This is a genomic window from Allomuricauda sp. F6463D, from assembly GCF_023015965.1.
Taxonomy (GTDB): Bacteria; Bacteroidota; Bacteroidia; order Flavobacteriales; family Flavobacteriaceae; genus Flagellimonas.
Window position 1 is genome coordinate 41,332 of sequence record NZ_JALKAN010000004.1, and the last position, 18,304, is coordinate 59,635.

General features: G+C 39.6%; 19 protein-coding genes. 9 read left to right on the forward strand and 10 right to left on the reverse strand.

Features of this window, described 5'->3' with window-relative positions:
• Complete coding sequence (locus MWU56_RS15205; protein ID WP_247045834.1) at positions 1-822, forward strand: lysophospholipid acyltransferase family protein; 822 nt, start codon at positions 1-3, stop codon at positions 820-822.
• Here the strand turns inward: MWU56_RS15205 and MWU56_RS15210 are convergent.
• The 3 genes from MWU56_RS15210 to MWU56_RS15220 form a co-directional block, all read right to left on the reverse strand.
• On the reverse strand, positions 819-1,460 hold the full coding sequence (locus MWU56_RS15210) for a hypothetical protein (RefSeq protein WP_410548948.1): 642 nt from the start codon (positions 1,458-1,460) through the stop codon (positions 819-821). The genes MWU56_RS15205 and MWU56_RS15210 overlap by 4 nt on opposite strands.
• Before the next feature lie 5 nt (positions 1,461-1,465).
• Positions 1,466-1,960 (reverse strand): RNA polymerase sigma factor, encoded by a 495-nt coding sequence (locus tag MWU56_RS15215; protein ID WP_247045838.1) that lies wholly within the window; start codon positions 1,958-1,960, stop codon positions 1,466-1,468.
• 74 nt (positions 1,961-2,034) lie between these two features.
• Entirely contained in the window at positions 2,035-3,462 is a 1,428-nt protein-coding gene (locus MWU56_RS15220) for an amidohydrolase (RefSeq protein ID WP_247045840.1), read from the reverse strand.
• Between the two features lie 101 nt (positions 3,463-3,563).
• Between MWU56_RS15220 and MWU56_RS15225 the strand changes: the two genes are divergently transcribed.
• Complete coding sequence (locus MWU56_RS15225; protein WP_247046041.1) at positions 3,564-4,871, forward strand: NAD(P)/FAD-dependent oxidoreductase; 1,308 nt, start codon at positions 3,564-3,566, stop codon at positions 4,869-4,871.
• On the opposite strand, the gene xerD is transcribed toward MWU56_RS15225, so the two are convergent.
• Positions 4,868-5,773 carry a site-specific tyrosine recombinase XerD gene (xerD, locus tag MWU56_RS15230; protein WP_247045841.1) on the reverse strand — a complete coding sequence of 302 codons (906 nt, stop codon included), beginning with the start codon at positions 5,771-5,773 and terminating at the stop codon, positions 4,868-4,870. The genes MWU56_RS15225 and xerD overlap by 4 nt on opposite strands.
• A gap of 228 nt (positions 5,774-6,001) precedes the next feature.
• Here xerD and MWU56_RS15235 point away from each other — a divergent pair, with 228 nt between their 5' ends.
• The 3 genes from MWU56_RS15235 (at position 6,002) to aroQ (ending at position 7,553) form a co-directional block, all read left to right on the forward strand.
• Entirely contained in the window at positions 6,002-6,526 is a 525-nt protein-coding gene (locus MWU56_RS15235; protein ID WP_247045843.1) for a hypothetical protein, read from the forward strand.
• A 77-nt stretch (positions 6,527-6,603) separates the two neighbouring features.
• Positions 6,604-7,068, forward strand: a complete 465-nt coding sequence (locus MWU56_RS15240; protein WP_247045845.1) for a hypothetical protein — start codon at positions 6,604-6,606, stop codon at positions 7,066-7,068.
• Between the two features lie 68 nt (positions 7,069-7,136).
• Positions 7,137-7,553: a type II 3-dehydroquinate dehydratase gene (gene aroQ, locus MWU56_RS15245; protein ID WP_247045847.1), complete on the forward strand. Its 417-nt coding sequence runs from the start codon at positions 7,137-7,139 to the stop codon at positions 7,551-7,553.
• Here aroQ and MWU56_RS15250 read toward each other — a convergent pair.
• The 6 genes from MWU56_RS15250 to MWU56_RS15275 all read right to left on the reverse strand — a co-directional run bounded on the left by MWU56_RS15250 (position 7,545) and on the right by MWU56_RS15275 (position 11,473).
• Positions 7,545-7,826 (reverse strand): DUF3817 domain-containing protein, encoded by a 282-nt coding sequence (locus tag MWU56_RS15250; RefSeq protein WP_247045849.1) that lies wholly within the window; start codon positions 7,824-7,826, stop codon positions 7,545-7,547. The two genes, aroQ and MWU56_RS15250, sit on opposite strands and share 9 nt — an antisense overlap.
• Positions 7,827-7,832: 6 nt before the next feature.
• Positions 7,833-9,224: a dihydrolipoyl dehydrogenase gene (gene lpdA / locus MWU56_RS15255; protein ID WP_247045851.1), complete on the reverse strand. Its 1,392-nt coding sequence runs from the start codon at positions 9,222-9,224 to the stop codon at positions 7,833-7,835.
• Between the two features lie 117 nt (positions 9,225-9,341).
• Positions 9,342-9,878 (reverse strand): DUF1572 family protein, encoded by a 537-nt coding sequence (locus MWU56_RS15260; RefSeq protein WP_247045853.1) that lies wholly within the window; start codon positions 9,876-9,878, stop codon positions 9,342-9,344.
• Positions 9,879-10,283 (reverse strand): peptide-methionine (R)-S-oxide reductase MsrB, encoded by a 405-nt coding sequence (gene msrB, locus MWU56_RS15265; RefSeq protein WP_247045855.1) that lies wholly within the window; start codon positions 10,281-10,283, stop codon positions 9,879-9,881.
• Positions 10,284-10,299: 16 nt separating this feature from the next.
• Positions 10,300-10,785, reverse strand: coding sequence for a peptide-methionine (R)-S-oxide reductase MsrB (gene msrB / locus MWU56_RS15270; RefSeq protein WP_247045857.1), 486 nt, complete (start codon positions 10,783-10,785; stop codon positions 10,300-10,302).
• Positions 10,786-10,894: 109 nt separating this feature from the next.
• On the reverse strand, positions 10,895-11,473 hold the full coding sequence (locus tag MWU56_RS15275; RefSeq protein WP_247045859.1) for a collagen-like protein: 579 nt from the start codon (positions 11,471-11,473) through the stop codon (positions 10,895-10,897).
• 160 nt (positions 11,474-11,633) lie between these two features.
• Between MWU56_RS15275 and glgB the strand changes: the two genes are divergently transcribed.
• From glgB to MWU56_RS15295, 4 genes are all read left to right on the forward strand, one after another.
• Positions 11,634-13,529, forward strand: a complete 1,896-nt coding sequence (gene glgB, locus MWU56_RS15280; RefSeq protein WP_247045861.1) for a 1,4-alpha-glucan branching protein GlgB — start codon at positions 11,634-11,636, stop codon at positions 13,527-13,529.
• 96 nt (positions 13,530-13,625) lie between these two features.
• Positions 13,626-16,025, forward strand: coding sequence for a glycoside hydrolase family 31 protein (locus tag MWU56_RS15285; protein ID WP_247045863.1), 2,400 nt, complete (start codon positions 13,626-13,628; stop codon positions 16,023-16,025).
• Positions 16,026-16,064: 39 nt separating this feature from the next.
• Positions 16,065-16,874, forward strand: coding sequence for a M48 family metallopeptidase (locus tag MWU56_RS15290; RefSeq protein WP_247045866.1), 810 nt, complete (start codon positions 16,065-16,067; stop codon positions 16,872-16,874).
• Positions 16,875-16,952: 78 nt separating this feature from the next.
• Positions 16,953-18,284, forward strand: coding sequence for an MFS transporter (locus tag MWU56_RS15295; RefSeq protein ID WP_247045868.1), 1,332 nt, complete (start codon positions 16,953-16,955; stop codon positions 18,282-18,284).
• Positions 18,285-18,304 lie beyond the last annotated feature (20 nt).

The following is an 18,304-nucleotide window of genomic DNA, read 5'->3' on the forward strand; positions in this document are numbered from 1 at the left end:
ATGGGTCTGTTTAAGAAAAATCCTTTTGGACATATATTATTTTTTAAACGATGGCTGATTCGTATTGCTGGTATGATGACACACCAACGATACAAGGGATTTAATACTCTCGAGATCGAGGGATCTCAAATTATTAGGGAACTTCCTGATAAAAATGTCCTTTTTGTAAGTAATCATCAAACCTATTTTGCAGACGTAGTGGCTATGTTTCATGTGTTCAATGCCAGTTTAAAGGGAAGGGACGATACCATAAAGAATTTAGCTTATCTCTGGAACCCAAAGCTGAATATTTACTACGTAGCGGCCAAGGAAACCATGAAAAAAAGTCTGCTCACAAAAATTTTGGCCTACGCAGGTTCCATTAGTATTGAAAGGACTTGGAGAGCCAGCGGACAAAATGTAAACCGACAAGTAAAGTTTAGTGATATTTCCAATATAGGAAAAGCTCTGGATGATGGTTGGGTAATTACTTTTCCCCAAGGAACCACGACTCCTTGGAAACCGTTGCGAAAAGGTACGGCCCACATTATTAAAAAATATAAGCCAGTTGTGGTTCCCGTGGTTATCGATGGATTTCGACGTTCATTTGATAAAAAAGGTCTTCGTGTTAAAAAGAAAGGAATTCTTCAGTCCATGCATATAAAAGAACCTTTGGATATTGATTACGATAATGAATCTATTGATGCCATATTGGAAAAGTTAGAATATGCCATTGAACAACACCCCTCTTTCCTAAAAGTAATTCCACAAAAAGAGCTTTTGGCCTACGAAGAGGAAAATCAAAAAAGACGTTACAGCTATAAAGGTAAATTGGATACTTAAACTTCCAATCTTTTTAGTTCGTTGTAGTTCTTTCTAAGACTTTTCAGTAAAATACCGTAAAGAAGTTTGTAGAATAACCAAATTACAAATAAAACTATACCTGTAATGGCTATGGATGTAATGATGATCAGTGCCCAAAACGCAACACTTTTACCATCTTGGGATGCAGTGGTTACTATTTCCTGCCCTTCGGGGGTATATAACAAAACACCGTAGGAATATATAATAGCGCTAATCGTAAATATGATAAGGTTGAACCATACATATTGGGTAACTGTTCTCTTCACTTTTAATATGGCCTTCATCAAATTTTTGGAAGAATCGGTGAAAGATATTTTTCTATAATTGGTGTAAAATTTATAGATAAAATAAAAGATGATTACATAATTGATGACATTTAAAGCCATGACTACCTTATAAATATGCATGGCTTTGAGTTCTTCCATGGTCTCCGGGCCACTAAAGATAATATTGACTCCTGCCCAAAATATAAACTCTATAATGCTGATGTAAAAAATCCATTTTACTATGGACGATGATTTTTTCTTGATCATCGGATAGATTTCCTCATAGGACAGTTTGGGGAGGCTTGCCTCCCGTTTCTGCCAATCTTTTTTCAAGAGCTCCAGTTCATCCAACATAGTTAGGGATTTAAAATGGTTCTTAATTTAGTTTTTACCCTGCTCATCTTCACTCTCGCGTTTACTTCAGAAATACCCAAAGTTTCGGCTATCTCGGAATAATTCTTGTCTTCCAGATAGAGAAATACCAAAGCTTTGTCAATATCGCCAAGTTGTTTTACGGCATCGTACATCAGCTTTAATTGCCGTTCCTCCGTATCATCATAATCCGTGGTCTTGATTTTATAGAGGACCGAATCAAAATCTTGGGTCTTTACCCTTTTTTTTGATTTTCTATACAAGGTTATGGCCGTATTCAATGCCACACGGTACATCCAAGTACTAAACTTGGCATCTCCCCGAAACTTTGGGTATGCTTTCCATAGTTGTATAGTGATTTCTTGGAACAGATCGTTATGGGAATCTTTGTCGTTGGTATATAGACTGCAGACTTTGTGGACAATGTTTTGATTGTCCTCAAGTTCCGTCACAAAACGATGTTCCAGTTCTTTCTTCACTAAACGGTTGGTAAGTTTGCTCGGTATATATGTATACCTTGAGCGGCTTTTGTTACAGTTGTTTTAGTAAAATTTTATTTGCGGTAGTCCAAAGCTGGAGGTCTGTTGCCCAACATTGGTACATATTTAAAATCTTTTCCTCTTCTTTCCTCCAATTCTTTCTTAGCCGCTTCTACCGTTTTTGTACTGTTAAAAAGATCCATGGCAGTAAGTGCCAAAGTCTTTGCTGCAACCATCATTCCTTTGGAGCCAATGCTCATTCCCCCAGCAGCTACGGCTTGCCAGCTGTGTGCAGGTGTTCCAGGAACCCATGTTGCTGCTCCCATACCGGCTGTTGGCACTGTAAAACTAACATCCCCTACATCAGTAGAACCGAAAGCCCGTGCAGTTTCTCTATAAGGTTGCACAGTTTCCGCAATTGTTGCGTCGAGGTTTTCTTTACCCAAGCTCTTTGAAATTTTTTCAGCAAAGGCCATTTCTTCATCATTATAGGTTATACCCCCTACTTTTTCCAAATTATCGTACATAACTTTTTGTACTGTAAGATTGGGTAGGAGTTCATGGGTTCCCCCGATCATTTCGTATTCCATGGTCGTTCCGGTTCCCAAAGCAGCTCCCTCAGCAGCTTTTACGATTCTATCAAAAATGTCAACGACCACATCCCTTGTATTATGTCTGGCATAGTAGTACACTTCAGCAAAATCTGGCACTACGTTTGGAGCCTTTCCTCCATCGGTAATTACGTAATGTATTCTGGCTTCTTGTGGAATATGTTCTCTCATCATGTTCACCATAGCGTTCATGGCTTCAATCCCATCCAAGGCTGAGCGTCCCATTTGGGGAGCGGCTGCGGCGTGGGCAGAAATACCGTGGAACCTAAATTTTGCAGATTTATTGGCCAATGCGGCTCCTGCACTTGCAGCATTTGCAGAACTTGGATGCCAATGTAGGGCTACATCAACGTCATCAAAAACCCCTTCACGAACCATATAAACTTTACCGGACCCTCCTTCTTCCGCAGGGCATCCGTAGAACCGAATGGTTCCTTTAATATTGTTGGCTTCCATCCAATCTTTTACAGAAATGGCAGCTGCACTTGAAGCGGTACCAAAAAGATGATGCCCGCAAGCATGTCCTGCAGCTCCACCAGCGGATTGTTTTACAGGTACGGCTTCTTGGGAAAGCCCGGGCAAGGCATCATATTCACCTAAAATGGCAATAACGGGATAACCTGAGCCATATTCTGCTTTAAAGGCCGTGGGAATGCCTGCAATTCCATTGTCAATGGTAAATCCGGCACTGGAAAGTGTTTCCTGCAAAAGAGCGGAACTTTGCTCTTCCAAATAACCCATTTCAGCAAGGTTCCAGATTTCATGGGCAATTTCACTGTATTTTTCAGATTTCGAATCCAAATCCTTGATCACATCATCTTTCTTTTTTTGGGCATGAATACCCATGGTGCATAATAGAAATAAGGCACCAAACGGAAGAAATTTTCTCATTAGTTGAAGTTTTTTTGAATTAGATTTTAAAGATACAAAAAAACCAACCTTGATATCTCTTGTGGAAGAATGGAATACTTAAATTTGCTGGTATGTCAAGAATGAATATTCCTCAATCCAGTTACCCAAGGGTCGTGATTATCGGCGGCGGTTTTGGTGGTATTGCATTAGCCAAAAAATTGAGCAAAAAAGAAGCTCAAGTAGTGTTGTTGGACAAGCACAATTACCATAATTTTCAACCATTGCTTTATCAAGTGTCTACCGGAGGGCTGGAACCGGATTCCATAGCATACCCTATTCGTAAGGTGTTGCAGGGATACCCCAATTTCTATTTTAGATTGGCACAGGTGCAAGAGATAAAACCCACAACGAAAAGGATCAAAACCAATATTGGGGAAATTTTCTACGATTATTTAGTGGTTGCAACCGGATCTGAAACTAATTTTTTTGGTAATAAGGGTATCGAGAACAAGGGGATGGCAATGAAAACTATTCCACAATCCTTGAACTTGCGCAGCTTGATTCTGGAGAATTTTGAACAAGCACTCTTAACGGACGACCTCCATGAAAGGGACGCCTTGATGAACTTTGTTATTGTTGGTGGAGGACCTACGGGAGTTGAACTTGCAGGGGCTTTGGCTGAGATTAAAAAGGGAATATTGCCAAAGGACTACCCCGATTTGGACACCCGAAGAGCACAGATAAACTTGGTGCAGGGAAGTGACAGAATTTTGCCTGCAATGAGTGAAATAGCTTCGGAAAAAGCTGAAAAGTTTTTAGAGGAACTCGGTGTTTATGTTTGGAAAAATATCCGAGTAACGGATTACGATGGTAAACGGGTTACGACGAATACCAAAACAATTTTTGAAGCTGAAACATTGGTGTGGGCTGCTGGAGTAAAAGCTGTGAGCTTAAAGGGGTTGGATGCAGGACAATTTCTTTGTAGAGGTAATAGGCTCAAGGTAAATGAATTTCATCAAATCGTAGGACTCGAAGATGTCTTTGCCATTGGTGATGTGGCACAAATGGAGACCGATGAGTTTCCACATGGGCATCCTATGATGGCCCAACCAGCTATTCAGCAGGGACGAAACCTTGGGGATAATTTAGTCCGAATGATCGATGGGAAACCCATGAGGTCATTTGTGTATAAAGACAAAGGAAGTATGGCCACTGTGGGTAGGAACAAAGCCGTTGTGGATATGCCCAAGTTTAAATTTCAGGGAGTTTTTGCTTGGTTTGTCTGGATGTTCGTTCATTTGTATTTCCTTATCGGTTTTAGGAACAGGGTAGTGGTATTTATCAATTGGGTATATAATTATGTTCGATTCGACCGTGAGGCACGCTTGATTATCAGACCTTTCAAAAAGCAGAACCGTGTAGAACGAGATACGTTGATGCGAGATTAAAATTCCGTTGTTCTCGGATGGAATTCCTTCAATACTTTAGTCAAATGGGTGCGGTTTACGTGCATATAAACTTCGGTGGTTGTGATACTCTCATGCCCCAACATTTGTTGAATTGCTCTAAGGTCAGCACCATTTTCCAAAAGATGCGTGGCAAAGGAATGCCTAAACGTGTGCGGACTGATATTTTTTTTCAAACTTATTTTCTCTGCCAATCGCTTTGTAATTGTAAAAATCATGGCTCGTGTCAATTGTTTGCCTCTACGATTTAAAAAGACATAATCTTCGTGTTCCTTCTGTATAGGTAGGTGTACCCTTACTTGTTTTCGATAAATGTTGATGTATTTTTGGTTCACGTCGCTAATGGGAACAAAACGCTGCTTATTTCCCTTACCGGTCACTTTTATAAAATCTTCATCAAAATAAAGGTCAGACAATTTAAGTGTGATAAGTTCGGATACTCGAAGACCGCAACCGTACAAGGTCTCCAGAATAGCTCGATTACGTTCACCTTCTGGTTTGGATAGGTCAATGGCATTAATCAAGCTGTTTATTTCTTCTTCAGAAAGAGTATCCGGTAACTTTCTACCAATTTTTGGGGTTTCAATCAAATCCATAGGATTGTCCTCCCGGTAATCTTCAAAAACCAAGTAGTTGAAGAATCCTTTTAACCCCGAAATAATACGGGCTTGTGTTCGAGGATTCACCATTTTAGCAATATCATAAATAAACTGTTGAACTGTATCTTGTTTTATGCTAATTGGGTTTTCAGTAATGGAATGCTCTTCAAGATAACTGGCGAGTTTCTGTAGATCTAGACTATAATTTGAAATAGAATTTTGTGAAAGCCCACGCTCTATCTTCAAATAATTTTTATAGTCTTTTATTGCTTGCTGCCAGTTCATGCGTTCAAATATAGTGACATTACCTATCTAATATTGAACATTATGGGCTATTGGTCAATTCATAATGCCCTTTGGTCAAATGATAGGTTTAAAAAACCAAAGGTTTCAATATTTTTCCACTTGAAATAAGCTTCCAACAAAAATGGGTGTTTTAATTTGTAGGAAAAAACATATGCATAAGTACTTTTTTTGTAACGATTACGTTTCATTGTTAATAAAATTTTAACAATGAAAAAAAAGACATATGTATTGGTGGTCATAGCATTGGTTACCATTAGTTTTTCGTCCATGGCTCAAAGAGTAGATCGAACAAGTTTCAAAGCAGGAGTTCATGCGGGTGTGCCTTTTGGTGATATTTCTGATTATTCAAATTTTGAGATAGGACTGGATTTGGGATATCATTGGGCACTATCGGAATTGGTTGATGCTGGAGTGGCAACTGGATTTATGAATGCTTTTGTAAATAATGATACTGTTGATATAGGTCCATTTGTTGTGGAGGGTGATTTTCCAAACATTCAGTATGTCCCCATGGCAGCCGCATTTAGACTTTACCCTACCTATGATTTTAAATTAGGTGCTGATGTAGGTTATGCGGTCGGTGTCAATGAAGGGAACACAGGAGGTTTTTATTTCCGACCAATAATAGGTGTCAATGTAAGTGATACTACGGAGTTAAATATTTCCTATGTAAAAGTGAGTGATGATTACGACTTCTCAATGGCAGCATTGGGGGTCTTGTTTTTGTTTTAAAATGAAGAAATAGCTGTTTTAACCCCAAATTTTGCAGTTTAAACTATGAATATTAACCAATTAATTACATTTTCAAAATGAAAAGATTACTATTAGTATTTGCATTAGTTATGCTGGGCAATTTAGCCGTAATGGCTCAAGCCAATTATAGAGCGGCATTGGGTTTGGGTATCGATCTTTATGATCAAGCTACTTTTTTTGGAGCCTCTGGAAAATATTTCTTTTCCGATAACCACGTAGGGCAAGCGGTTTTAGGGTTTGAGGACAATGCTACTATGGCCACATTTCTCTATTCCTTTCACAAAGGATTTTTTAGAGCACCGGGATTACGATGGTATGCCGGGGTGGGACCAAGTATAATTTTTATCAAAAATTCAGATAATATTTTTGCCCTTCGTCCGCATATGGGTCTCGATTTTAAGGTGGATGGTATCCCGTTTGTGCTTAATTTTGATTGGCGGCCTTCAGTTGTATTAAGTAATGTTGGCGATAACGAAGTTGCTGCATTTGGCTTTGGTCTCCAATTTGCCATTAATAACTAGTCAAGAAAAATAAATGATATTTAGGACGGGTTATCCCGTCCTTTTCTTTTTATTGTATTTTTGATTGCATGAAACTAATGATCATCAACGGACCCAATCTTAATCTATTGGGAAAACGCGAACCCGAAGTTTACGGGAACACTACTTTTGAGGACTACTTCAAAACGCTACAAAAAAAATTTCCTCAAATAGAACTCGAGTATTATCAATCCAATATTGAAGGAGAGCTTATTGGTAAAATACAAGAGGTGGGTTTTGGTTATGATGGTATCATATTAAATGCCGCTGCATACACTCATACATCTGTTGGTATTGGGGATGCGGTAAAAGCGGTTGAAACACCGGTTATAGAAGTGCATATTTCTAATACACACCAACGTGAGGAATATAGGCATGTTTCCTACATATCTCCTGGAGCCAAGGGGGTAATTTTAGGTTTTGGATTGCAAAGCTATGAGTTAGCTATACAAAGCTTTTTAGGCTAAATTTTTCAAATATTTTTTATCGGCGTAAAACGTTCCGAAGGGTAGGAGGGATGCTATAAAGAGAATTAAAAATCTTTTGAGCTTCCATTTTCGTTCCCAACAAAAGGCTATTGCCACTGCCACATATAATATAAACAGTATTCCATGTGCCATACCCACCACTTGATTGGGTTCTGGAATATCTGCCCAATGCTTTAACGGCATGGTCATTCCAAAAAGGAGTACATAGGAAATACCTTCTAAAATAGCAGTGGCCCTAAAAATTTTAAGCATATATTATTATAAATGGATTACTTCATCATAAGCATCTGCAACGGCTTCCATTACCGCTTCGCTCATGGTTGGGTGTGGGTGAACAGCTTTTAGTACTTCGTGACCTGTGGTCTCCAACTTTCTGGCAACAACGGCTTCAGCGATCATATCGGTCACACCAACACCGATCATATGGCAACCTAACCATTCACCATATTTGGCATCAAAAATAACTTTCACAAAACCATCTGGGGTGCCGGCAGCTTTTGCCTTACCACTCGCAGAGAAAGGAAACTTACCAATTTTAAGGTCGTATCCTTTTTCCTTGGCTTGCTTTTCAGTCAGGCCGACCGAAGCAATTTCAGGGATGCAATAGGTACAACCTGGAATGTTTCCGTAATCCAAGGCTTCCACGTGCATACCTGCCAGTTTTTCCACACAAAGGATGCCTTCTGCGGAGGCAACGTGAGCCAAAGCTTGTCCTGGAGTTACATCACCAATGGCGTAATAACCAGGAATATTGGTCTGGTAGTAATCGTTTACCAAGATTTTATCTCTGTCGGTTGCGATTCCAACATCTTCCAATCCTATATTTTCAATATTGGTTTTGATTCCAACAGCGGATAGGACAATATCAGCTTCCAGTACTTCTTCACCTTTTTTGGTCTTAACAGTGGCTTTTACACCATCTCCAGATGTATCAACTTTGGTAACTTCTGCGGAGGTTTTTATTTTAACTCCCGTTTTTTTGAAGCTACGCTCCAATTGCTTGGAAATATCCTCATCTTCAACAGGAACAATATTCGGCATGTATTCCACTACGGTAACTTCTGTGCCCATGGAATGATAGAAATAAGCGAACTCCATGCCAATGGCACCACTACCTACCACAATCATTTTCTTTGGTTGTTCTTTCAATGACATGGCCTCGCGGTAACCGATTACCTTTTTTCCATCTTGTGGAAGGCTTGGCAACTCACGGCTACGAGCTCCAGTGGCTATAATGATATGGTCTGCGGAGTACTCCGTAGTGTCACCGCTTTCTGTTTTCACCGTAACTTTTTTGCCCGGTTTCACTTTTCCATATCCCTTGATTACCTCAATTTTATTCTTCTTCATCAAGAATTGGACACCTTTGCTCATTCCTTCGGCAACGCCACGACTTCTTTTAACAACAGCATCAAAATCTCGGTCTACATCTTTAGCACTCAAACCATAATCTTCGGCATGCTTTAAATATTCAAATACCTGAGCTGATTTTAGAAGGGCCTTGGTAGGGATACAACCCCAGTTAAGACATACACCTCCTAAACTTTCTTTTTCTATAATGGCTGTTTTGAACCCTAATTGTGAAGCCCTGATGGCAGTAACATATCCACCTGGACCACTTCCCAAAACAATTATATCGAACTTGCTCATTAGATTTTGATTTTAGTTGTTAGATTGAAAACCTGCCGTTTCGGCAAGTGCAAAAGTACGGAAATCAATCTCCAATTCCCAAGTGGAAAAATGGCAAATGTGGGTTTGTTTGTGAAATCAGGGCTTACCTTTCCCGAACATGGTTTGGTTGTAGCTTTTGGACCCTCCTTTAGGTATGGACAAAGAATTCCAATCTTTGCCTTTTATCATTTTGCCTACAAATACAATTTGGCCTACATGACTTGCATAATGTGCCAATTGGCGGTTGATGGCTTTGGCAATACTGTGTTCTTCGCCTCTAATTTTAATAGTGTTTTGGAAATTGGATTCATCTATGTGGGAAAGGGCATCAAATAAACAATCCCAACCTTTTTCCCAAGCGGAAATCATTTCAGTTTTGGTTACAAAAGGCTCTTCGAATTCCATATCGCGCGTGCGCCATGGTTTTTCCCCATCTTCGGTTAAAAAATTGGTCCATCGGCTCAACATGTTTCCAACCATATGTTTTACGATATTGGCAATGGAATTATCGGTGTCGGTAAATTTCCAATGAATATCGGCATCGGAAATTTGGGCAAAGGTTTTGTCACCCATTGCTTTGTAACGCTGAAACTCAAATGTTACACTGGCTATATAACCTTTTTGGAAGTCCATTTATGTTTCAGGGTCAAAATCAATGCTAACGGAATTGATACAGTACCGTTGTCCTGTGGTCTCCTTGGGCCCATCATTAAAAACATGTCCCAAATGACTTCCACAGTTGGCACAGATGGTCTCGGTTCTAATCATACCGTGTGAAGTGTCCCTAATATATTCAATGGCACCCTCCACCGCTTGGTCAAAAGAGGGCCAACCACAACCACTATCAAATTTATGCTCACTTTCAAATAGCTTGGCATTGCAAGCCTTACAATGGTAATCGCCATTTTCAAAATGCATATCTAACTTACCTGTGTAGGGTCTTTCTGTGCCCTTTTGTCTTAAGACATAGTATTCTTCAGGAGAAAGTTGTTGTTTCCATTCTTCTTCGGTTTTATGTAAGTCATATTTTTTGTTCATATCGTTTAGAAACTGTTTAGTTGTTGTCCGGTATAAACTTAAGTGCGGCTCCGTTGATGCAATGTCTTTTACCCGTTGTGTTCCTTGGCCCATCATTAAAAACATGTCCTAAATGCCCTTTACAAACAGCACAATGTTCTTCGGTCCGGGGTACACCAATTTTATAATCGGTATCGAACGCTACATTACCTTCGATCTCTCTATCAAAACTGGGCCATCCGGTACCAGATTTAAATTTATGTTCACTTTTGAACAATGGTGTGCTACAGCCGGCACAAACATAGGTGCCTTTTTGCTTATTGTCCAATAGCTCGCTAGAAAATGCTCTCTCGGTACCGGCTTTTCTAAGGACATAGTACTCCATGTCCGTAAGTTCGGCCCGCCATTCGGCATCCGTTTTATTTATGTTTAAGGCGGTTTTATTGGTATTTTCTTCTTCTTGTGAAGTGCCCTTGCATCCAGCAAGTATGACAAGAGCAACTAAAAGCAATTTTTTTCCCATTGTTTCTTTTTTTATTTGGACGAAATTTAATAGTTGTCCTTTCAAATAATATACAAAAAAAGTCCCATTGTTTGGCAATGGGACTTTGGCTATATGTTTTAGTGGATATCTAGTTGATTTCCATTTTTGTAATATTTTCTTCTCCTATATTTAAGGTGGACATTACCTGTTCAATATTTGATGCGTCAAAATCAGGGGATTCGGCATATTCGCTAGGAACAAACACAATTCTGAAAAGCTGATTATCCGTAAAATCTGTACCCAATATGGATAAGTCGAAATTTCCATCGATAAAAAGCTCCAAATCCACAAAGGTGTGGGCAAAAACGTACTGTATGGTACCTTCATCCAGAAAAAAGTTCTGAGGAATTTGGGTCCATGCATCCGCTGTTGAACCATCGGATAGGTCAATAACACCATCATGTCTGTACACCAAAACAGCATCTGATTCAAAAACTTCGAAATTGGTAACATCGGAAAAAGTGATCAAGGTGCTAAAAAGGTTGGCGCCGGCATCATACCCAAAGTTTACGCCTTCAACCTCAACAACCTGCCCTTGGATACCATCCAATCCGTCAAGACCATCCAGTCCGTCAAGACCATCGTATCCTGGAGGACCTTGTGGGCCTTCGCATGCTGCGAAAACCAAAACAATAATTGCGCTTAAAAATGTAGTAAATTTATTCATGATCTTAAATTTTTGATTTGTGTTTGTTTCGTCTTTCATGCAATAAAATCAAAAAGCGTTCCATTTTTAAAAAAATGTTGTTACTATTTTCAAACCTGTTGTCATAATCGTATTCTTGATTAAAGATCCGTATTATTGTATAAGTACTAAACCCTCAAATATGTCCAAGGTAGTTCCACATAGTTTTTTTACAGAATTCGATACCGATCTTTTTAAAGCGGGAAAGCACTTTCGACTATATAATAAGTTAGGTTCGCACTTAACAGAAGTGGATGGGGTAAAAGGAACGTATTTTGCCGTTTGGGCACCATCTGCTAAATCGGTCAGCGTTATTGGCGATTTCAATTATTGGACGGCAGGTGAGCATAAGTTGAATGTACGGTGGGACCATAGTGGTATTTGGGAAGGATTTATTCCAGGAGTGGACAAGGGTACCAAGTATAAATACAAGATACATTCCAACAATAACGATATATGGACCGAAAAAGCCGACCCATTTGCTAGGTATTGTGAGCAGCCTCCACAAACAGCGTCCCTGGTTTGGGATGATACCCATGAATGGAAAGACAAAAATTGGATGGATACCCGTGACACGAAGAATGGTTTGGATAGACCATATTCAGTCTACGAGGTGCACCTGGGGTCTTGGAGAAAGAAAAACGGTTGGGAATCCCTCAGTTATCTAGAGATGGCAGATCAACTTGCTGACTACGTGGAGGAGATGGGCTTTACCCATGTGGAGTTTATGCCTGTAATGGAATATCCCTACGATCCTTCTTGGGGTTATCAAATAACAGGATATTTTGCGCCTACTTCCCGTTTTGGCAAGCCAGAGGATTTTAAAATACTTGTAGAGGCGATGCACAATCGGGGTATTGGTGTTATTTTGGATTGGGTACCTTCACATTTTCCGGAAGACGCACACGGGCTTGGCTTTTTTGATGGGTCCAACCTTTACGAGCACCCGGACAAACGAAGAGGTTACCATCCCGATTGGAAAAGTCTCATTTTTAATTATGGAAGAAATGAAGTGAGAGCATTTTTGATCAGTAATGCCATTTTTTGGCTCGATCAATACCATGTGGATGGTTTACGAGTGGATGCAGTGGCCTCCATGATTTATTTGGATTATTCTAGGGAAGATGGGGAATGGGAACCCAATATATATGGAAATAACGAGAACTTGGAAGCTCTTTCTTTTTTAAGGGAGATGAACCAGGAGGTGTATGCCAGTTTCAAAGGTGTACAGACCATTGCTGAGGAATCCACCGCATTTTCGGGAGTTACAAAACCAGTAGATTATGGCGGGTTGGGCTTTGGCATGAAATGGATGATGGGTTGGATGCACGATACATTGGAATTTTTTAAAAAGGATCCTATTCATCGATCATACAATTTGAATGCAATAAGCTTTAGCTTGACCTATGCGTTTACAGAGAACTTTATGTTGCCTTTTTCGCACGATGAGGTAGTTTATGGTAAACAATCCCTATTATATCGGATGCCGGGAGATGAATGGCAACGATTTGCCAATCTTAGATTACTATTTGGTTATATGTTCACCCATCCTGGTGGTAATTTATTGTTTATGGGGGGGGAGTTTGGACAATCGTCCGAATGGAACTTTCAAGAGAGTCTCGAATGGCATTTAACCCAATACGGTTTCCATTCCGGAATACAAGAAGTGGTAAAAGACTTGAACAAAATGTACAAAAACAATCCAGCATTGTACCAAAAGCAGTTCAGTCCTGATGGTTTCCAGTGGATTGAATATAATGACCAAGAAAACACAGTTATATCATACATAAGAAAAGGTAATGATTCCAAGGATGATATGATCATTGTCTGTAACTTTACGCCCGTACCCCGGGAAAATTATAGGTTGGGAGTTCCAAAAACGTCCACCTTAAAACTGGTGTTCAATAGTGACGATAAAAAATATTCGGGAAGCGGTATTGGCAAAAAAACGATGAAGCCTACCAAAACCCCTTGGAACGGGCAAATGCAATCGGTATTAATGAATCTGCCCCCACTAGGTATCGTGGTTTACAAATAAATAAGCAGCTAAAACGTTATAGTTAATTGCTTTTCAAAACATATTTTTAATTATTCAGGCTTTTGTGTTTCTTTTGTGAGCCTCAATCAATTGTAGATGATAACCAATACGGAAATAGCTAAAACCGGGAACCAGTTTCCGAACCATATAGTCGATTTTAAGCAAGAAAACGACAAATTATACTTTACTACCCAAAATGGTGTAATACTTCAAATTACTATTTTAAGGGACAGTGTTGTTCGGTTTAGATATGGCATTGAGTATGTTTTTGAACCGGATTTTTCATACGCCCTTAGTGATGATGTTAACCTTGGTTACAACGAACTTACCATAGAGGATGAGATACCAGAATATGTTATAACTACTTCTAAGATAAAAATATACATCAACAAGACGAACCTTAAGGTGCAAATTGTTGATATGCACAACGTAATCCTGACGGAGGATGAACTTGGATTCCATTGGGAAGAAAATTTTGACTACGGCGGAAACATTGTGAAAATGAGTAAAGTTTGCCACTCTGGTGAAAGTTATTATGGAATGGGAGACAAAGCATCCCATACCAACCTCAAAGGCAAAAGAGTGAACAATTGGGTAACGGACTCCTACGCCTATGGAAAAGACCAAGAACCACTTTATAAATCAATTCCGTTTTATGTGGGACTTAAGGAAAACATTGCATATGGAATGTTTTTCGATAACTCTTTTAGCACGTATTTTGATTTTGCAGCAGAACGAAGGAACGTAACCAGTTTTTGGGCCGATGGAGGCGAGATGAACTATTATTTTTTCTATGGTCCCAAAATGTCGGATGTTGTGGAATCTTATACGGATTTGACCGGTGTCCCAGAATTACCACCACTTTGGGCTCTAGGTTTCCACCAATCGAAATGGAGCTATTTTCCAGAGAAAAAAGTTAGGGATATTGCATCGTCTTTTAGACAGTTGAACATTCCCTGCGATGCCATTTATCTCGATATCGATTATATGGATGGTTTTCGTTGTTTTACTTGGAACAACAACTATTTCCCCAATCCAAAAAAGATGATTGAGGAAATGGAGGACGAAGGTTTTAAGGTAATCACTATGATCGATCCAGGAATTAAGATTGATCGGGATTACTGGGTATATCAACAAGCCATGGATAATGGATATTTTTGTAGAAGAGCGGATGGGCCACATTTTAAGGGAAAAGTTTGGCCAGGCGAATGTAAATTTCCAGATTTCACTAACCCCGAAGTCAGAGACTGGTGGGCCGATCTTTATAAAGAAATGATAGCCGACCTTGGAGTCAGTGGGGTTTGGAACGATATGAACGAGCCTGCCATTATGGAAGTCCCGTCAAAAACTGCCAATTTAGATGTGCGTCACGATTACGAGGGGCATCCATGCAGTCACAGAAAGGCACATAATATATACGGTATGCAAATGGTACGCGCCACGTATGAAGGTGTTAAAAAATTTATGTACCCACGTAGACCTTTTGTGCTTACACGAGCAGCGTATTCAGGAACCCAACGTTATTGTGCTACTTGGACAGGTGACAATGTAGCAACATGGGAGCATTTGTGGATAGCCAACGTGCAAATGCAGCGCATGTGTATGAGTGGATATTCCTTCGTTGGCTCTGATATTGGTGGCTTTGCAGAGCAACCGAACGGGGAACTTTTTGCTCGCTGGATGCAGCTTGCCATTTTTCACCCTTTTTGTAGGGTACACTCCAGTGGTGATCACGGTGATCAGGAACCTTGGTCTTTCGGTGATGAAATTACCGACATTGTAAGAGAATTTATAGAGTTGAGGTATCAATTGTTACCATATCTCTATACCATGTTCTATAATTATATCAATAAAGGATTGCCTATGTTGCAATCCTTGGTGTTTTATGACCAAGAAGACCCACAGACCCATTTCCGTACGGATGAATTTATATTTGGAAAACAAATATTGGTATGTCCCGTCCAAGAACCAAATGCACAAGGCAGGAGAATGTATTTCCCCAAGGGGAGTTGGTATAATTATTGGAATGATGAATTAATTGGAGGAGGAGTTGAGCGTTGGGTGGCCGCAGAAATTAATCGGATACCTTTGTTTGTGAAAGCAGGGGCTATGATACCCAAATATCCTGTACAGCAATATGTGGGAGAAAAAGAAATAGATAAACTCGCAATAGATATCTACTTTAAGGAGGGTACGGAAAACTCTCAGGTATACGAAGATCAACAAGATGGGTACGATTATAAAAAAGGACGTTATAGCCTTAGGCGTTTCAAATTAACGGGCAAAAAGAACGAATTGATTATCCAACAATTCAAGGATGGTAACTTTATTACTCAATACAATAATTTCATATTGACATTCCATGGGCTGCCTTTTACAATAGAAAAGGTAGAATTGGATAATGTGGAGATTGATTTAAACGATATCATGTTACATGGAAACGACTCTATAGAAGTGGGGAAGGATTTCACTCAGATCCATATCCTTGGAAAATAAAATTTTGTAATTTACATAAGACAAAATACGATAAAGCAGATGAAAAAGATATTTTTAATTTTTTTGACCCTTTCTGTTGTGATTGCTTGCAAGACCAATCCCTTTACAGGAAAGAGTACATTGAATTTTTATAGCAACAGTCAAATGTTTCCAATGGCATTTGCACAGTATGATGAATTCTTAGGATCCAACAATGTAGTTACGGGAACCTCCGATGCAGAAATGATTACACGAGTAGGACAACGCATTGCTTCTGCTTCGGAACGCTGGTTGAACGCCAATGGATATCCAGGATATTTAAAAGATTATAAATGGGAATATAAATTGGTCAAAGATGAAACGGTAAACGCTTGGTGTATGCCGGGAGGTAAAATTGTTTTTTACACTGGAATTTTACCAATTACCCAAAATGAAACTGGGATTGCCGTGGTAATGGGTCATGAAGTAGCTCACGCTTTGGCCGATCATGGTGCCCAGCGTATGAGTGCAAGTACCATTCAACAAATAGGGGCAGTTGCTGGCAATGTGGCGATACAGGATGAAGAAAAAAGAAACATGTTTAATCAAGCTTATGGATTGGGATCACAATTGGGGGTAATGCTGCCATTTAATAGAAGTCATGAAACAGAGGCCGATAAAATTGGACTTCAGATCATGGCCATTGCAGGCTATAACCCGGATGAGGCTGCGGAACTATGGAAACGCATGAAGGCAGCATCGGGCGGACAGGCACCACCTGAATTCTTGAGTACGCACCCTTCCAATGATACAAGGATCAGTAACTTGACCGCATGGGCTCCTGCTGCTAAAGAAGAAGCCAAAAAGTTTGGCGTAACCTCTTTCAAATAATGAATCATTATTGTACAAAATAGAAAATGTCATTTCAAAGTTGATTTGAAATGACATTTACTTTGTAACAAAAAAACTATGGCGCAAATACTGGCATTGAAAGGAAGTAAAAAACTATTAAATGCCTGGGCGTTTTACGATTGGGCCAATTCTGTTTACAGTTTGGTTATTTCCTCCGCTATTTTCCCACTTTTTTATGGGCTTTTGTTTAGAACCGCAGGTATTGAACAAGTCACTATTTTTGGCGGTGAGATAGCACGGGCCCCTTTGATCAGCTACGTTACATCGTTGGCCTTTATTTTTATTGCCATTGTTACCCCACTTGTTTCCGGTGTTGCAGATTATTTGGGAAACAAAAAGGTGTTTTTAAAATTCTTTTGCTACTTGGGAGCAGCTTCGTGCATTGGATTGTATTGGTTTTCTTTGGAGTATATCTATTTTGGTCTTCTCTGCTATTTTTTTGGACTTGTTGGTTTCTGGGTAAGTTTTGCCATTAACAATTCATACTTACCGGATATTGCCTACCCTGAGCAACAGGATCGTATTAGTGCCAAAGGTTTTTCGATGGGATATATTGGCAGTGTTATTTTGCTGGTCTTCAATTTGGCCATGGTAATGAAACCAGATTTTTTTGGCATTACGGATAGTGGTGGTGAAATCGCTGAGATTAAAGCCATGAAATACTCTTTTATTTCTGTTGGAATTTGGTGGATTCTTTTCAGTCAATACACTTTTGCTCATTTGCCCAAAGGCTATAAAAGGGAGGGCAAACGGGACCATATTGTGCTTAATGGTTTTAAGGAGTTGAAACTTGTTTGGCACCAATTGGGAGAAAATCAAAAATTAAAACGATATCTAGGAGCCTTTTTTGTTTACAGTATGGCCGTACAGACCATTATGCTCATTGCTACCTATTTTGGAGAAGAGGAAATTGTTTGGGGTTCCGATAACGAACGTACCATGGGTTTGATCGTTAGTATTTTACTTATCCAGATTGTTGCCATTTTGGGAGCTACCGTTACTGCATGGGCTTCTAAAGGATTCGGGAATATCAGAACACTTGTTGTGATCAATGTTATCTGGGCTTTGCTCTGTATTTATGCCTATTTTTTGCAAACCCCAATGGATTTTTACATTGCTGCCGGATTGGTAGGGGTTGTAATGGGGGGCATCCAAGCACTGTCACGTTCCACTTATTCCAAGTTTTTGCCCGAAACCACGGATACTACTTCGTTTTTTAGTTTTTATGATGTGGCCGAGAAGATCGGTATCATCATAGGAACCTTTTTGTATGGTGTTGTGGCGCAACTCACGGGGAGTATGCGCAACAGTACAGTATTCTTAGGAATCTTTTTCTTGATTGGCATATTCTTACTACTGCGTGTCAATAAGGTTAAACCGTCAAATTAACCCATAAAAAAAACCCTGAC

What these genes read in the sequence shown, in the direction of transcription:
- MWU56_RS15205 (WP_247045834.1), top strand. Translation starts at nt 1, where the DNA reads ATGGGTCTGTTTAAGAAAAATCCTTTTGGACATATATTATTTTTTAAA.
- MWU56_RS15220 (WP_247045840.1), bottom strand. Translation starts at nt 3,462, where the DNA reads ATGAGAAAATTTCTTCCGTTTGGTGCCTTATTTCTATTATGCACCATG.
- MWU56_RS15225 (WP_247046041.1), top strand. Translation starts at nt 3,564, where the DNA reads ATGAATATTCCTCAATCCAGTTACCCAAGGGTCGTGATTATCGGCGGC.
- xerD (WP_247045841.1), bottom strand. Translation starts at nt 5,773, where the DNA reads ATGAACTGGCAGCAAGCAATAAAAGACTATAAAAATTATTTGAAGATA.
- MWU56_RS15235 (WP_247045843.1), top strand. Translation starts at nt 6,002, where the DNA reads ATGAAAAAAAAGACATATGTATTGGTGGTCATAGCATTGGTTACCATT.
- MWU56_RS15240 (WP_247045845.1), top strand. Translation starts at nt 6,604, where the DNA reads ATGAAAAGATTACTATTAGTATTTGCATTAGTTATGCTGGGCAATTTA.
- aroQ (WP_247045847.1), top strand. Translation starts at nt 7,137, where the DNA reads ATGAAACTAATGATCATCAACGGACCCAATCTTAATCTATTGGGAAAA.
- MWU56_RS15250 (WP_247045849.1), bottom strand. Translation starts at nt 7,826, where the DNA reads ATGCTTAAAATTTTTAGGGCCACTGCTATTTTAGAAGGTATTTCCTAT.
- lpdA (WP_247045851.1), bottom strand. Translation starts at nt 9,224, where the DNA reads ATGAGCAAGTTCGATATAATTGTTTTGGGAAGTGGTCCAGGTGGATAT.
- MWU56_RS15260 (WP_247045853.1), bottom strand. Translation starts at nt 9,878, where the DNA reads ATGGACTTCCAAAAAGGTTATATAGCCAGTGTAACATTTGAGTTTCAG.
- msrB (WP_247045855.1), bottom strand. Translation starts at nt 10,283, where the DNA reads ATGAACAAAAAATATGACTTACATAAAACCGAAGAAGAATGGAAACAA.
- msrB (WP_247045857.1), bottom strand. Translation starts at nt 10,785, where the DNA reads ATGGGAAAAAAATTGCTTTTAGTTGCTCTTGTCATACTTGCTGGATGC.
- MWU56_RS15275 (WP_247045859.1), bottom strand. Translation starts at nt 11,473, where the DNA reads ATGAATAAATTTACTACATTTTTAAGCGCAATTATTGTTTTGGTTTTC.
- glgB (WP_247045861.1), top strand. Translation starts at nt 11,634, where the DNA reads ATGTCCAAGGTAGTTCCACATAGTTTTTTTACAGAATTCGATACCGAT.
- MWU56_RS15285 (WP_247045863.1), top strand. Translation starts at nt 13,626, where the DNA reads ATGATAACCAATACGGAAATAGCTAAAACCGGGAACCAGTTTCCGAAC.
- MWU56_RS15290 (WP_247045866.1), top strand. Translation starts at nt 16,065, where the DNA reads ATGAAAAAGATATTTTTAATTTTTTTGACCCTTTCTGTTGTGATTGCT.
- MWU56_RS15295 (WP_247045868.1), top strand. Translation starts at nt 16,953, where the DNA reads ATGGCGCAAATACTGGCATTGAAAGGAAGTAAAAAACTATTAAATGCC.